Raw genomic sequence first — 15,584 nt, 5'->3', positions numbered from 1 at the left:
CTCGTTTCGTGCGGCGGCGGTCAGCCGGTGTTGCGCATGCCGGCGGCGATGCCGTTGACCGTGGTCAGGAGGGCACGCTCCAAGGCCGTCGAATCGGACGGGCCTCGGCGGGCGCCCGGGGCCGTCGGGAGCTGGCGGCCCGCCTCGCCCAGGTCGCGGTACTGGCGCAGCAGCGCCACCTGCAGGTGGTGCAGCGGCTCCAGGTACGTGTCGCGGACGCTCAGGGTGCGGGACAGCTCCGGCTGGTTCGACAGGATCTCGGTGCCGCCGGTGATGGCCAGCACCTCCTGCACGGTCAGCGCGTACTCCTGCTCGATCTTGTCGAAGATCGGCCGCAGCTCCTCGGGGACCAGCGTCTCCACGTAGCGGCGGGCGATCGACAGGTCGGTCTTGGCCAGCATCATCTCGACGTTCGACAGGAACGTGCGGAAGAACTGCCAGTTGCCGTGCATCGCGTCCAGCTCGGCGCCCAGGCCGGCGGCGCGGACCGCGGCCAGGCCGGTGCCGACACCGAACCAGCCGGGGACGATCTGCCTGGTCTGGGTCCAGCCGAACACCCACGGGATGGCCCGCAGGCCACCCAGGCCGGCGTCCGCGTTGGGGCGTTTCGCCGGGCGGGAGCCGATGTTGAGGGCGCCCAGCAGCTCCGTCGGCGTGGCGGCCCAGAAGTAGGCGGCCAGGTCCGGGTCCTCGACGAGCGAGCGGTACCGGGTGAACGCCGCGTCCGACGCGGTGTCCATGACCGAGTCCCACACCTCGAGGCGGACCGGGTCGACGGAGATGCTGGTGTGCAGCAGCGTCGCCTGGAGCACGGCGGCGACCGTGAGCTCCAGATTTTCCCGGGCCAGGGCGGGCACCGTGTACTTGTCGGAGATGACCTCACCCTGCTCGGTCACCTTGATCGCGCCGTCGAGCGTGCCGTACGGCTGCGCCAGCACCGCCTCGTGCGTGGGGCCGCCACCGCGACCGACCGTACCGCCGCGCCCGTGGAAGAGACGCAGACGGACGCCGTGCCGGGCCGCGACGTCACGCAGCGACCGCTGTGCCTTGTGGATCCGCCACTGGCTGGTGGTGATCCCGGCCTCCTTGTTGGAGTCCGAGTAGCCGAGCATGATCTCCTGCACGTCGCCGCGGGCGCGGACGATCTCCCGGTAGGCCGGGATGGAGAGCATCTCGTCGAGCAGGTCACCGCCGGCGTCGAGCTCGGCCGGGGTCTCCAGCAGCGGGATGATGTCGACCTGGGCGCGGCCGGTGTGGATGTCGACGAGGCCGGCCTCGCGGGCCAGCACCGCGGCGGCGAGCACGTCGTCGACACCGAGGGTCATCGAGATGATGTACGACTCGATGACGTCGTCACCGAATCGGGCCTGCGACTCCCGGATGGTGTGGAACACGTCGAACGTCTTGCGGGCCGCGTCGGTGAGCGGGGTGTCGATGTTGGACAGCGGCCGCCGCCCGGTCAGTTCGGCGGCGAGCAGCTTCGTCCGGGACGGACGGTCCAGCTCGGCGTAGTCGTCGACCTCGCCGACCTGCGCATACATCTGCTGGAGCACCTCGTGGTGCTTCTCGGCGTGCTCACGCACGTCGAGGGTGGCCAGCTGCAGGCCGAACGCGGACGCCTGCCGGATCGCGGTGGCGACGACACCGACGGCGGGCAGCTGGCCGGAGTTGCGGGCCAGCGACGCGCGCATCAGCTCCAGGTCGGAGATCAGCTCGTCGGAGCCGAGGTAGTCGCGGCCGGCCACGTGCGGGGTGCCGTTGGTCAGCCGGGCCCGGGTGTTGGCCAGTTTCGCCTTGATCGCCCGGACCTTCAGACGGTACGGCTCCTCGGCGTTGACCCGGCGGAAGCGGCCCGCGACCTCGGGAAGATTGTCGAGGTCCTGGGCGAGGCTGGCGGACAGGTCGAGGGACACGCCACGCAGCCGCCGGGAGACCGACAGCTCGTCGATCAGCCGGTCCATCGCCTTCTCGGTGGCCTGGATGCCGTGCTCATGTTGGATGAGCAGCACCTCGCGGGTGACCTTGGGCGTGACGAACGGGTTGCCGTCCCGGTCGCCGCCGATCCACGTGCCGAAGGTGAGCGGCTTCGACGTGGGCGCGGTCTCCACACCGAGGCGGCGCAGTGTGTCGGCGAGGTCGTCGAGCACCTGCGGCGCGGCATCCGCGTACAGATCCTTCAGGTAGTAGACCGCGTTGCGGGCCTCGTCGGTCGGGTCCGGCCGGTCCAGGCGCAGCTCGTCGGTCTGCCAGAGCAGGTCGATCAGCTCGGCGAACCGCTTGGTGGAGGCCGTGGTGTCGGTCGCGCCGTAGAGGGCGGCGGCCGCGGACTCGGCGTCGAGGGAGTCGGCGACCTGACGCAGCTTCGACAGGATCGAGCGACGGGCGGCCTCGGTCGGGTGCGCGGTGAAGACGGGGCGGATCGCGAGCCGGCGCGCGGCGGCGGCGATCTCGTCGGCGGGCACGCCCTTCTCGGCGATCCGCTTGGCGGCCTGGTCGAGCCAGCCGCCGTTCTTCGCCCGGCGGCGCCGCAGCTCACGGGCGCGGTGCACCTGCTCGGTGATGTTCGCCAGATGGAAGTACGTGGAGAAGGCGCGGGCCAGCTTGGTGCCGGTGGTGATGTCCATGGCACCGAGCCGGTCGGCGGCGGCCGGGGCGTCCTGCCGGACCAGGGCGCGGATCTCCTCGACCAGGTCGAGCAGGGGACGGCCCTCTTGGCGGGCCAGGGTCTGACCGAGCAGCGTGCCGATCCGACGGATGTCGGCGCGGAGTGCGGCGTCGGGACCCTCCAGGTCGAGGTGGGCAGGCTCGTCGGACATCGGGGCGCTCCTTCGTTCGGATGGCTCCAGGACGGCGCTGTCCCGACTTCGCCGATGTTATCGGCGTACCCCGGTCAGGGGGTGAATTGAGTCAAGAGTCTCATGACCCGGTCAGTGAACGCGCATAGGCGGGGTACCACTGACCTGCGGCAGGAGCTCCGCCACCGCAGGCGCCGTCCGACTCTCCGGGACGCTTCACCCAGAGGTACGCATCGACGAGCTCCTGCCCGGTCCGCAGTGTCGGCGCGTGCCCGAGCCGTCGCCCGGGCGGGTTGCACCAGTGGCGGTCACCCCTGACCCGGCGGGCCGGGCCGTTGCCGTTGCGGCTGGTGTCGATGACGAAGTGCCGGCCGGCGAGGAGACGGGACAGCTCCCGCCCGTACCGCAGATTGGCTCTTGTGGTCTGGAAGTTGGCGACGTTGACCGCGAAGCCGCGGGCGCGGGTGGCGCCGGATCGTCGCAGTGCCGGCGCCATCCGTGCCGCGGAGATCCATCCGGGGTGACCGGCGTCGAGGTAGACCGCGACGCCCGGCTCGGCCCGCAGCGTGTCGACGGCATGGGCGAGCAGGGCGTAGCGGGCCGCCGCGGCCCGGGGGCCGAGGCAGCCGGAGACGGCGTGCGCGATCGCGTCCGGTTCGAGGATCACCAGCGCGCGGTGCCCGCGCAGGGCGGTCGCGATCGAGGAGATCCAGTTCCGGTACGTCAGATCGTTGCGCGCGCCGCCCGCCGAGTACTTCCTGCAGTCCCGATGCGGGATGAAGTAGAGCGTGACGACCGGTACCCGCCCCGCCGCGGCGGCCGCGGTGACCAGCCGCCGGGCCCGGTCGGCGAACCCGGGCCGGGCGTCGGTGAACCAGGTCGCCGCCGGCTGGTCGGCGATCCGCCGGATCACCGCGGCCTCGGCGTGCCGTCCCGACTTACGGAGATTGCGCAGGTAGCGCGGCGCGAGCCCACCCGGGTCGAGGTAGAGGCCGGTGGCCACCTCGACGGCCGGCGGGGTCCGCAGCGGTGCGGGCTCCGCCGGCTCGTGGAGGAGGGCGACCGCCCCGACGACGAGGCCGAGCAGGAGCGCGAGCAGTTGTGCCCGGTGGCCTCTCCGGTAGCGGTGCCGTGCCATCGCCCTCAGCGCACCCGCACCCAGCGAGCCACGGACGGTACGCCCTGGTCGTTCATGAGAAAAAGCATGTACCACCCGGAAGGTACTAGACCGGGCTTTTCTGGCACTGTCACCTCGACGGCGTCGCCACGGTTCGTCAGCCCGAGTGCGACCGACCGCTGGTCCACGTCGGTGACGTGGGTGACCGCGCTGGGCCGCAACAGCCGGGCCGAGACGATCCGGCTCGCGTCCGGGGTCTCGAACGTCGCGATGCCACCCCGGTCGACAGCCGACGGCCCGCCACCGATGACCGGCCGGTCGCCGCGGAAGAGGTACGGCGGACTGTAGATCTCGATCCGCTTCTCGAACGTGCCGGCGTTCTCCCCGGTCTCGTCGTAGAGCGGGTCACCGCCCAGGGTGATCACCCGGCCGTCGGGCAGCAGGATCGCCTCGGAGTGGTAGTTGCGGCCGACCGTCGACTCGGCGGCGGTCTCGAACACGTTGCGCCGCGGGTGGTAGATCTGCGCGTTGAACAGGTCGCTCCGTGGCTCCCCCCGATAGGTTCCGCCCCGGTAACCGGACGAGCCGCCGGTGGTCAGGACCGTGTCGTCCGGCAGCACCACCGTCGACAGGTAGCGGGCCGGTCTCGGCAGGTCCGGGCCCGGTTCGTAGCGCGGGCCGGCCGTGTCCAGGTCCGCGATGTCGGTCCGTGCCGTCGACTCCTCCGACTCGCCGACACCACCACCGCCGAGGATCATCACCCGCTGGTCCTGGGCCGGTGGCAGCAGCACCGACGAACTGGTCTCGTTCATCCCGGGGTCGCGCAGGCCGGGCACGGTCTGGAAGGTGTTGCGATCGACGTTCCACAGGCCGGGCGTACGACCCTCGACATCCGAGCCGTACCCGGAGTTGGAACCCGAGTAGAAGACCCGCCCGTCGGCCATCAGGTGCAGACCCGGATAGGTGGGGAAGTAGCGCTTCAGTTCGGGCGCGGCCACCCAGCGGCGCTGCTCGGGCAGGTAGCGCTCGTTGCGCCCGGGCAGGATCCGGCCGAACTGGTCCAGCCCGGAGACCGCGATCACGTCACCGCCGGTCAGGCCGATCAGGGTCGGGTACCAGCGGTGGTCCCGCATGTTCCCGGTGCGGACGTAGCGTTCGGTCAACGGGTCGAACTCGTAGGAGGTGCGGTCCCCGCCGTACTCCTGCTTCTCGCGGGTGATCTTCTCGGCGATGCCGTAGAGGTTGCGGGCGTCGGCGCCGGTCAGACCGTCGATCCGGTACTGGCCGGGAGCGGTCACCACCGGCCGGTCGCCCTTCGCGGCCGCGTCGGCCCACACCTCGCCCTCGCCGGCGTGCACCATCACCTGCCCGTGGTGGGTGACCTTGCGCGCGGCCGGCACCGTCACCTTCGACCGGGTCAGGTAGACCTCGCCGGTGGCCGAGAGCAGCCGGGTGCCCTTCGGGAAGACCCGCGGCCCGCCGTCCGGGGACTCGTTCTTGAACTTCATCACCCCGGCCGCGTGTTCGACGTCGGCTTCCAGCACCTCGTACGACTTGGTGCCCCCGGCCACCAGCAGCTTGCCGTCCGGCAGGAAGGTGTGCCCGGCGCAGAACACGTCGGTCGGCGTCGGCACCTCGGTGAACTCGTCGTCGCGGGGGTCGTAGAGAACGGTCCGGAACGACTTCTCCTCGAACGCGTCCTTGTTGTTGCCGCTGCCCGCGATGATCAGCACCTTGCCGGTGTGCAGCAGGGCGGCGTGGATGGCGTTGACCTTGAAGTCGCGGGGGACCGGCAGGCGGGCCCAGTGACCGTGACTCTCCTTGTAGGACTGACGATTGATCTGGTACGTGTGCAGCGCCTCACCGGCGACGGCGACCATCGGGCGGTTCGCGATCGCCACCACGGCCAGCACCACCAGCGTGACCAGGCCGCTCGTCAGCCGCCGAGCCGGAGAGGGACGCGAGCGGGGCTTCATACGGACGTTTCCTTCCTGCTGCGGAACAGCCACAACGTGACCGGGGTCAGGCAGATCGCGAGATTCAGGGCGGGCCAGGCGTACATGGCCGGGTCGACGTGGTCGACGAACGGGGAGACGATCAGCAGCCCGGCGTAGAGGGCGGCCCAGCGCAGGCCGGGCGCGAACGTGGCGAGCCGGTCCGGGCTCGTCGAGTCGCCCTTCGGCGTGACCACGAAACCGGACCCGCGGCGCAACAGCGCGGACAGGAACGACGACACGTAGACCGGGGTGCAGAGGGTCGACGCGAGCATCCCCGCCAGACCCGACGATCCGGACTTCTCGTGCGGGCTGACGTTGTGCCTGCGGTTGAAGAGGTAGAGACCGATCTGGAACAGCGCGGCGTCCACATAGAGCATCAACCAGACCTCACCCGGCACCTGTACGCCCTTCGCGCCCAGCAACAGGAAGCAGGCCGCGTTGAGCGCCCCGAGCAACCAGGCCGCCGCGGTCAGCGGGTAGTACGACATGAGCAGCCCGTACTGCAGCGCGCGGGCCGGACCGAGTCGCGCGAGCGTCCCGGCGAACCGGCGGACCACCACCTCGTCGGTGCCCCGCGACCAGCGGTGCTGCTGGGTGAAGTAGTCGGTCCACGACGACGGGCCCTCGCCGACGGCAAGCACGTCCGGCGTGTAGACCGAGGTCCAGCGGTTGCCGGTGGCCGGGTTGCGGGTCGCGTGCACCCGCAGGCTGGTGGCCATGTCCTCGGTGATCGAGTCCTGGAGGCCGTCGATCTGCTGGAGTGCCGCGATGCGGACCGCGTTGTTGGTGCCGACCAGCATGGCGATCCCGCGGTGGTTGCCGGCCCGCTGCAGCAGGGAGTGGAAGAGATACTGCTGCGACTCGGCCCAGCGGGTCACCCGGTTGTCGTAGTTGCCATAGATCTGCGGCCCGACCACGAACGCCACGTCCGGGTCGCGGAAGTAGCCGACGAGCCGTTCGCAGAAGTTCGGTGCGGGCACGTGGTCGGGGTCGACCGAGACGAAGACGTCGTACCCGGATCCGTGCGCCGTCAGCCACGAGTTGTAGTTGCCGTGCTTCGTCCTCGTCTTGTAGCGGCCCTTCGCCGTGTTGAAGTCGAGGTTCCCGCGCCGGGTGAAGTGGTGCACTCCGAGCCGCTTGCACATCAGCTTGACCACCGGGTCGTCACCCTCGTCGAGCAGCCACACGTCGTAGTGCCCGTCGTAACGGACCTCCCGGGCGGCCCGCAGGGTGCGCTCCACCATCTCGACCGGCTCCTTGCCGGGCACGATCGTGGTGAGGAACGCGATCCGCAGCGACGTGTCCGGCACGACGGGCTGCGGGTCACGTGCCCAGAGCGTCGCGAGACACAGCGTGACCACGTTGACCAGACGGAACAACTCGATCACCGCGGTCGCCACGATCATGAAGCCGGTGGCCAGGTAGAGCGTGGTGTGCAGGTCGTGGTCGGGCATCTCGATCGACGTGACCAGCCAGCCGAAGAAGGTGCTCTCGAACGCGAAGGCGAACAGCGTGATGAGCAGTGTCCGGATCGGACGGCGCCGGTCCAGCCGCCGCATCCGCACCCGGTAGGGCGCACCGTCCTCCGGCGCCTGCTCGGCCGGCCCGGCCAGCACGCTGTACGCGCTGTAGGCGGACTGCCGCGGCAGCAGGTGGGTGCTGTTCATCTCGTCGGCCGGCATCGCGGTACGGCCGGTCGGTGGCCGTTGCGGCGGGACCTTCCCGATCGTTATCGGGACAGGCTGAGTAACCCCGGGATCCTCCGGGGTGTGCACGATTCGCACGTTTTGCCCTCCCCCATTTCGTGCGCAACGTCCGGGGACTCTTCCACGGTTGCTTGGTCCACATGTCGGACATGCTGTGCGATAAGCCGTGGGGTGCGAGATCTGTCGGCGTGTCGGACTAAGCTGGGGGCACACCCCCGTCCACCACCTGGATCGGGGCTGTTCGTCGTGCCCTCGGGGGGTCACTCGTCATGCAACTGTCCGGTCTGATTCCCGCCGCCCTGCGCGATCGCGGCCTCGCCCGCGCGCGTGATCTCGCGGCCAAAGGCTTCGTCGACTCGGACTCGCTCGACCTGACCGCGCCGGTCTCGTTGCGCCCGTTCGTGGTGGCCACCGTCGCCGGCCCGGCCGATCTCGGCGGCGCCCAGCGCCCGGTCCTGGCCGTCACCGCCACCTCACGTGAGGCCGACGACCTGGCCGATGCCCTGGGCTGCCTGATCGATCCCGATCTGGTCGCCGTCTACCCGTCGTGGGAGACGCTGCCGCACGAGCGCCTGTCGCCGCGCTCCGACACCGTCGGCCGCCGCCTAGCCGTGCTGCGCCGCCTCGCCCATCCCGGCGACAGTCCGCTGCGGGTGGTCGTCGCGCCGGTCCGGTCGCTGTTGCAGCCCCAGCTCAAGGGGCTCGGCGACCTGGAGCCGGTGGAGCTGGTCACCGGCCGGGAAGCGGAGCTGGAGGGGGTCGCCCGGCGGCTCTCCGACATGGCCTACGCGCGGGTCGACCTGGTCACCAAGCGGGGCGAGTTCGCCGTCCGCGGCGGCATCCTCGACGTGTTCCCGCCCACCGACGAGCACCCGTCGCGGGTCGAGTTCTGGGGCGACGACGTCGAGGAGATCCGCACCTTCGCCGTCGCAGACCAGCGGACCATCGACCAGGTGCCGCGACTGTGGGCGCCGCCCTGCCGCGAGCTGCTGCTCACCCCGGCCGTCCGGGAGAGGGCGGCGGCGCTGTCCGCACAGCATCCCGAGCTGGCCGAGATCCTCGACAAACTGTCCGAGGGCATCCCGGTCGAGGGCATGGAGTCCCTGGCGCCGGCCCTGCTCAGCGGGACCGACAGCATGGAACTGCTGATCGACTGCATGCCCGCCGGGACACACGTCCTGCTCTGTGACCCGGAGCGGATCCGCACGCGGGCGCACGACCTCACCCGTACCTCCGATGAATTCCTCGAAGCGTCCTGGGCCGCGGCCGCCGTCGGAGGCCAGGCGCCGATCGACGTCGGCGCCGTGGCCTTCCGCAGCCTCGCCGACGTCCGGGCGCACGCGGCGGTCCTGCACCAGCCGTGGTGGACCGTCTCGCCGTTCGGCCTGGCCGACACCCCGACCCCGGACGAACCGCTCCCGTGGGAGGACAGCACCTCCGTCGAGGTGTCGCCGGATCTCGGCGACGCCGTCGCGGTGGCCGCACAGCCCGTTCCGCTCTACCACGGTGACACCGGGAAACTCGCCGGTGACCTCGCCGGATGGGCCGGCCAGGGCTGGGCGATCGCACTGGTCTTCGAGGGCAAGGGGACCGCGCAGCGGGCCGCCGAGCTGCTCCGCGACGCCGGCCTGGGCGTCACCGTGGTCGACTCGATCCCCTCGGCCATCACCGGCGGGCAGTTGCTGATCACCTGCGGCGGGCTCAACCACGGGTTCGTCGACGAGGCGTCCCGGCTCGCGGTGATCACCGGTAACGACATCTCCGGCGGCCGCGGTGCGTCCACGAAGGACATGCGCAAGCTGCCCGCCCGCCGGCGCAACACGATCGACCCGCTCGAGCTCAAGACCGGCGACTTCGTGGTCCACGAGCAGCACGGCATCGGCCGCTACATCGAGCTGGTGCAGCGCGCGGTCAACGGTGCCGAGCGTGAGTACCTGGTCATCGAGTACGCGGCGTCCAAGCGCGGCCAGCCCGGCGACCGGCTCTTCGTCCCCACCGACCAGCTCGACCAGCTCTCCCGCTACGTCGGCGGCGAGTCGCCCACGCTGCACAAGATGGGCGGCGCCGACTGGCAGAAGAGCAAGGCCCGCGCCAAGAAGGCGGTCAAGGAGATCGCCGCCCAGCTCATCCAGCTGTACGCGGCGCGCCAGGCCTCCTCGGGTCACGCCTTCGGGCCGGACACCCCGTGGCAGCGTGAGCTGGAGGACGCGTTCCCCTACACCGAGACACCCGACCAGATGGCCGCGATCGTCGAGGTCAAGCACGACATGGAGCTGCAGGTCCCGATGGACCGGCTGATCTGCGGCGACGTCGGTTACGGCAAGACCGAGATCGCGGTACGGGCGGCGTTCAAAGCCGTGCAGGACGGCAAGCAGGTGGCCGTGCTCGTGCCCACCACCCTGCTCGCCCAGCAGCACTTCAACACGTTCACCGAGCGGATGAGCCAGTTCCCGGTGCAGATCAAGCAGCTGTCCCGGTTCCAGACGCCGAAGGAGACCACCCTCACCCTGGAGGGCGCCGCCAACGGCACCGTCGACATCATCATCGGTACGCACCGCCTGCTCGCCAAGTCGACCCGGTTCAAGAACCTCGGGTTGATCATCGTCGACGAGGAGCAGCGTTTCGGCGTCGAGCACAAGGAGCAGCTCAAAGCCCTGCGCGCCTCGGTCGACGTGCTGACCATGTCGGCCACCCCGATCCCGCGGACCCTGGAGATGGCGATCACCGGCATCCGGGAGATGTCGACCATCGCCACCCCGCCGGAGGAGCGGCACCCGGTCCTCACCTACGTCGGCGCCTACGACGAGAAGCAGGTCGCCGCCGCCATCCACCGCGAGCTGCTCCGCGACGGCCAGGTCTTCTACCTGCACAACCGGGTCGAGTCGATCGACCGGGCCGCCCGCAAACTGCGTGAGCTGGTGCCCGAGGCCCGGGTCGCGGTGGCGCACGGCCAGATGAGCGAGGAACAGCTGGAGAAGGTGATGGTCGGCTTCTGGGAGAAGGAGTTCGACGTCCTGGTCTGCACCACGATCGTCGAGTCCGGCATCGACATCCCCAACGCCAACACCCTCATCCTGGAACGCGCCGACCTGCTCGGTCTGGCCCAGCTGCACCAGATCCGCGGCCGCGTCGGCCGGGGACGCGAGCGGGCGTACGCGTACTTCCTCTACCCCCGGGAAAAGCCGCTCACCGAGCACGCCCACGAGCGGCTGGCCACCATCGCCCAGCACACCGAGCTCGGCGCCGGTATGTACGTGGCGATGAAGGACCTGGAGATCCGCGGCGCCGGCAACCTGCTCGGCGGCGAGCAGTCCGGCCACATCGAGGGCGTCGGTTTCGACCTCTACGTGCGGATGGTCGGCGAGGCGGTGGCCCAGTTCAAGGGCGAACGCCAGGAGGAGGAGCCCGAGGTCAAGATCGACCTGCCGATCGACGCGCACCTGCCCACCGAGTACATCTCGGTCGAGCGCCTGCGCCTGGAGATGTACCGCAAACTCGCCGAGGCCCGCGACGACGCCCGCCTCGACGAGGTGGTCAGCGAGATGAAGGACCGGTACGGCGAACCGCCCGCCCCGGTCGTCAACCTGATCGCGGTCGCCCGTTTCCGGCAGGTGGCCCGCACCTACGGCCTGACCGACGTGTCGATGCAGGGTAAACACATCCGGTTCTCGCCGCTGGTCCTGCCCGACTCCAAGCAGCTGCGGCTCAAGCGCTACCACCCGGACTCGGTATACAAGACCGGCACCGACCAGGTCAGCGTCCCCCGGCCCAGCACCCGCCGGATCGGTGGCGAACTGCTGCGTGACCAGGCACTGCTCCAGTGGTGCGGGCAACTCCTCAAGGACGTCCTGGGCGAGCCGGTGAAAGCCGTCGCGGCCCGGGCGACGTAAATCACAATGCGCGTGAGAGAGTGTTGACCATGCTGCGTGCCCGCCGACTCGCCTCCGCTGTTGTCGCCGCGTCCCTCGCCGTGGGCGGCCTGTCCGCCTGCCGCTCGGAGTCATCCGTCGCCGCCTATATGGGCAGCGCCGGTGACATCTCCGTGCAGGAGGTCGACAAGATCTGGGACGAGGCCTACGACACTCTGACCGACAAGGCGAAGGCCGCGGCGGCGGAGGCCGGGAATGCCGAGACAGCCGAGCGGGCCCAGGTGCCGTTCACCCGGACCGAGGTCCTCCAGGCGCTCGTCGGCCACGAGATCTATGGCCGGATCGCCGCCAAGCACGGGGTCACGCTGCCCGCCGACGTGCCGTACGCGCAGTTCGCCGAGGAGAAGAAGCTGCCCGCCGACTCCACCTACGCGAAGCTCTACATCGACAACTACTACCTCCGCGGCCTGCTGACCCAGTCGCTGATCTCCACCGCCGCCCCGGCCGACGAGGACATGCGGTTCGTGTACGACCAGCTCGCCGCGAACGGTGGTGTCCAGCCCGGCCAGGACTACGCGTCGTGGAAGGCCGCGCAGGCCGAGCAGAACCTGCAGGCCGTGTCCGCCGCCGCCAGGCTCCGCGAGGAGGTCCGCGCCACCGCCGACGAGCTGCACGTCCGGCTCAACCCGCGGTATGCGTTCGACCTGACCGTGCTCGGCGTCGAGGCCCAGGCCGGCGCGATCGACCTGCTCACCGCCGACTTCGACGACCGCTGGGCGGTCCCGGTGGCCGATAGGCCTTGAGTACCAGGATCGTTCTGCTGGTCACCTCGCCGCGACTGCCGGCCGGGCTGCTGACCGCCGAGGCGTGGGACGCCGTCCGGGCGTATCCGGTCTTCGCCGGAGCCGACAGCGCCCAGGCCGACGCGCTGCGGGTCACCGGTGTCCCGGTCACCGTCCTCGACACCGACGCGCAGGGCCTGCTCGACGCGATCGACGGGCAGCCGGCCGCCGTCTGGCTCGCCGGACCCGACGGCGACCAGGCCTTCGCCCGGCAACTGGGGCTGCGTCTGGCCCGCGAGCCGGGCCTCGCCGAGCTGGAGCTGATGTACGGCTCCTGGGACCCGCCCGGTGCCCGGCTCCTCGACGCCGTCACCGTGATGGACCGGCTCGTCTCACCCGGCGGCGACCCGTGGAAACGGGAGCAGACACATCAGACGCTCGCCCCCTACCTGCTGGAGGAGAGCTACGAGGCGTACGACGCGATCACCGGCGGCGACCTCGGTGCGCTCCGTGAGGAACTCGGTGACGTCCTGCTCCAGGTGGTGTTGCACGCCCGCCTCGCCGAGGAGCACGACGGAACCGACGGGTGGACCATCGACGACGTGGCCGCCGGTCTCGTCGAGAAGATGATCCGCCGCAACCCGCACGTGTTCGCCGGTGAGCAGGTCGCCGACATCGAGGAGATCACCGCAAACTGGGAGCGGATCAAGCGCGAGGAGAAATCCCGCGACTCGGTCCTCGACGGGATCGCGCTCAGCCAGCCCGCGCTCGCCCTGGCCGCGAAGATCCTGCACCGGGTCGAGCGGGCCGGGATGTCCGTGCCGCCGCCCGCCGACGACGACCTCGGCAGCATCCTGTTGCGGGTGGTGGCCGAAGCCCGTGCGGCCGGTCTGGACGCGGAGGCCTCCCTGCGTGCTGCCACGCTTCTCTACGCCGACGCGGTGCGGGCGGCGGAGCAGGACTGTTCCTGACCTCCGTCGGCCGTTCGTGGCAGCGAAGCAGGGCCGTTTCTGACTTCCGGTTGCCGTTTCGGCGTTGCAGGGCCGTTTCTGATCTCCGTCGGCCGTTTCGGCGGGGCAGCGGTGCAGGGCCGTTTCTGATCTCCGTCGGCCGCTCGGCGGGGCAGCGGTGCAGGGCCGTTCCTGACCTCCGGTTGCCGTTTCGGCGGGCGGCGGTGCGTGCGGCGGAAAATGTCAGTCCTTCCGAGTAGGTTTCACGGCATGCCGGAGTTCGTACCGCTTGCCGAGCGCATCGTCGACGCCCTCCTGGAGAGCGATCCCGCCACCGCCTCCTACGCGGGTGACCACCGCTTCGACGACCGCCTGCCCGACCACTCCACCGCCGGTGTGTCCGCCCGCGTCGCCATGCTGCACGACGCCGGTGACGCGCTCAGCGGCGTCGACGCCGACGGCCTGGACCAGGAGGATCAGGTCGACCACGCGATCCTGGCCGCCCGGGTCGAGCGCGCGCTGTTCGAGCTGACCCAGGTCCGTGAGCACGAGTGGAACCCTTTGGAGCACAACCCGGGTCCGCTGCTGCACGGCCTGATCGCCCGTCCGTTCGCGCCCCTCGACGAGCGCCTGGCCAGTCTCGCCAGCCGCCTGGCCGCGATTCCGGACGCGCTGTCCACCGCCCGCGCCGTGCTCCATGACGTGCCCCGCGTCCACGCCGAGACCGCGATCGGTCAGTTCACCGGCACCGCCGGCCTGATCCGTGACGAGGTGCCGAGGCTGCTGGCGCAGGCGCCCGCCATGCGTGGCGACATCGAGCCGGTCGCCGCCGCGGCGCTGTCCGCGCTCGGCGAGTTCGACAGCTGGCTGCGCGCCCGACTGGAGGGTGCCGACCCGGGCCGTGACCCGCGACTCGGGCGCCGCCTCTGGGAGGCCCGGCTCTGGCACACGCTCGACACCGAGCTGCCCGCCGCCGAGATCCTCTCCCGGGCCTGGGCCAATCTCGACCGGGTCAGCGAGGCGCTGCGGGCGGCGGCGGCCGAGTTGACCGGTGGCCCGCCCACCGACGAGACGGTCCGCCGCGCCCTCGCCACCATCGCCGAGCGGCATCCCGACGACACCACCATCGTCGGGCTGGCCAAGGTGACGATGGACGAGGCGACCGAGTTCGTCCGCCGGCACGACGTCATGTCCCTGGTGGACGATCCGCTCGTGATCGAGGAGATGCCGGAGTTCGCCCGGGGCGTCGCCGTCGCCTACTGCGACCCGCCCGGTCCGCTCGAGACAGCCGACGTGCCCACGTTCTACTGCATCGCGCCGGCCCCGGCGGACTGGCCGGCCGAGCGGATCGCCAGCTTCTACCGTGAGTACAACGACGAGATGCTGCGCAACCTCACCGTCCACGAGGCGATGCCCGGCCACTTCCTGCAGATCGCCCACTCCCGGCGATTCCGGGCCGCCACCCGGGTGCGGGCGCTCGGCTGGTCCGGCCCGTTCGTCGAGGGCTGGGCCGTCTACGCCGAGGAGCTGATGGCCGGTCTCGGCTTCGGTGGCCTGCCGGTGCGGGTGCAGCAGCTCAAGATGCAGCTGCGGATGAGCCTCAACGCGATCATCGACCAGCTCACCCACTGCGAGGACCTGCCCGAGGCCGAGGCGATGGCGCTGATGACCGGGCGCGGCTTCCAGGAGGAGGGCGAGGCGGCCGGCAAGTGGCGGCGGGCACTGCTCACGTCCACCCAGCTGTCGACCTACTTCGTCGGATACACCGAGGTGGCGGCCATCGCGGCGGCCCGCCCGTTCGGCGCCACCCCGAAAGCGTGGCACGACGCGATGCTGGCGCACGGCTCACCCCCGCCCCGCCACCTGCGCACCCTGCTGGGCGTCTGACGAGGTCGGGCGTCCGGCCTTCGGTTCCGCTGGGCGTCTTCTTGGGTGTCTGGCGTTGTTGGGTGTTTGGCGTTTGGGTCTGCTGGGCGCGCTGCTGGGTGTCTGACGCGGTCGGGCGTCCGGCCTTCGGTTTCGCTGGGCGCCCTCCTGGGTGTCTGGCGTTTTCGGGTGTCTGGCCTTTGGAGCTGCCGGGCACCGTCCTGGGCGTCTGGCCTCTGAGTCTTCACCACCGGGGGTTGATCGCGCGGGGCGTGAACCTGCGTCATGGTCGCGGTTGTCGCTGGTCGGGGTGCCGAGATGGCCTGGTATGCGAATGACTTCGCGGTGGGGTGTCCTGTCGGCACCCGGAGCCGGATGCGGGTGCCGTCACCGCCCTCCTGGGGGCGGCGATCGCACCCAGACCCGATGACGGGTGCATCCGATGCCCTGTTGGAGGGCGGTTCGGGTGCCCGGTCCGGTGTTGGGTGTGTTTGGCGTTCTG

General features: G+C 70.7%; 8 protein-coding genes. 4 read left to right on the top strand and 4 right to left on the bottom strand.

From position 1 onward, the window contains the following. Positions 1–20 precede the first annotated feature (20 nt). From ppc to ACFO0C_RS11085, 4 genes are all read right to left on the bottom strand, one after another. Positions 21–2,816 carry a phosphoenolpyruvate carboxylase gene (ppc, locus tag ACFO0C_RS11100; RefSeq protein ID WP_378066505.1) on the bottom strand — a complete coding sequence of 932 codons (2,796 nt, stop codon included), beginning with the start codon at positions 2,814–2,816 and terminating at the stop codon, positions 21–23. Between the two features lie 100 nt (positions 2,817–2,916). Beyond that, the gene (locus ACFO0C_RS11095) at positions 2,917–3,933 is read right to left on the bottom strand and encodes a glycoside hydrolase family 6 protein (RefSeq protein WP_378066504.1); all 1,017 of its coding nucleotides are present in this window, start codon (positions 3,931–3,933) and stop codon (positions 2,917–2,919) included. Between the two features lie 5 nt (positions 3,934–3,938). Continuing rightward, entirely contained in the window at positions 3,939–5,888 is a 1,950-nt protein-coding gene (locus ACFO0C_RS11090) for a galactose oxidase-like domain-containing protein (protein WP_378066503.1), read from the bottom strand. Further along, on the bottom strand, positions 5,885–7,693 hold the full coding sequence (locus tag ACFO0C_RS11085; protein WP_378066502.1) for a glycosyltransferase family 2 protein: 1,809 nt from the start codon (positions 7,691–7,693) through the stop codon (positions 5,885–5,887). The genes ACFO0C_RS11090 and ACFO0C_RS11085 overlap by 4 nt, the downstream gene beginning before the upstream one ends. Positions 7,694–7,884: 191 nt before the next feature. Here ACFO0C_RS11085 and mfd point away from each other — a divergent pair, with 191 nt between their 5' ends. From mfd to ACFO0C_RS11065, 4 genes are all read left to right on the top strand, one after another. Then, positions 7,885–11,505, top strand: coding sequence for a transcription-repair coupling factor (gene mfd, locus ACFO0C_RS11080; RefSeq protein ID WP_378066501.1), 3,621 nt, complete (start codon positions 7,885–7,887; stop codon positions 11,503–11,505). A gap of 29 nt (positions 11,506–11,534) precedes the next feature. Further along, a complete protein-coding gene (locus ACFO0C_RS11075) occupies positions 11,535–12,287 on the top strand; it encodes a hypothetical protein (RefSeq protein ID WP_378066500.1) in 753 nt (250 codons plus the stop codon). After that, on the top strand, positions 12,284–13,237 hold the full coding sequence (locus ACFO0C_RS11070) for a MazG family protein (RefSeq protein WP_378066499.1): 954 nt from the start codon (positions 12,284–12,286) through the stop codon (positions 13,235–13,237). The genes ACFO0C_RS11075 and ACFO0C_RS11070 overlap by 4 nt, the downstream gene beginning before the upstream one ends. 249 nt (positions 13,238–13,486) lie before the next feature. Beyond that, positions 13,487–15,103, top strand: a complete 1,617-nt coding sequence (locus tag ACFO0C_RS11065; protein WP_378066498.1) for a DUF885 domain-containing protein — start codon at positions 13,487–13,489, stop codon at positions 15,101–15,103. Positions 15,104–15,584: the final 481 nt, after the last annotated feature.

This window comes from Actinoplanes subglobosus, assembly GCF_042650585.1.
Lineage (GTDB): Bacteria > Actinomycetota > Actinomycetes > Mycobacteriales > Micromonosporaceae > Actinoplanes > Actinoplanes subglobosus.
The sequence above is the reverse complement of the archived record's forward strand: the minus strand, read 5'-3'. Positions and strand labels throughout refer to the sequence as shown.

Bases quoted from the DNA above. Each gene is read 5' to 3' on its own strand.
- ppc (WP_378066505.1), bottom strand. From the start codon at position 2,816: ATGTCCGACGAGCCTGCCCACCTCGACCTGGAGGGTCCCGACGCCGCA.
- ACFO0C_RS11095 (WP_378066504.1), bottom strand. From the start codon at position 3,933: ATGGCACGGCACCGCTACCGGAGAGGCCACCGGGCACAACTGCTCGCG.
- ACFO0C_RS11090 (WP_378066503.1), bottom strand. From the start codon at position 5,888: ATGAAGCCCCGCTCGCGTCCCTCTCCGGCTCGGCGGCTGACGAGCGGC.
- mfd (WP_378066501.1), top strand. From the start codon at position 7,885: ATGCAACTGTCCGGTCTGATTCCCGCCGCCCTGCGCGATCGCGGCCTC.
- ACFO0C_RS11075 (WP_378066500.1), top strand. From the start codon at position 11,535: ATGCTGCGTGCCCGCCGACTCGCCTCCGCTGTTGTCGCCGCGTCCCTC.
- ACFO0C_RS11065 (WP_378066498.1), top strand. From the start codon at position 13,487: ATGCCGGAGTTCGTACCGCTTGCCGAGCGCATCGTCGACGCCCTCCTG.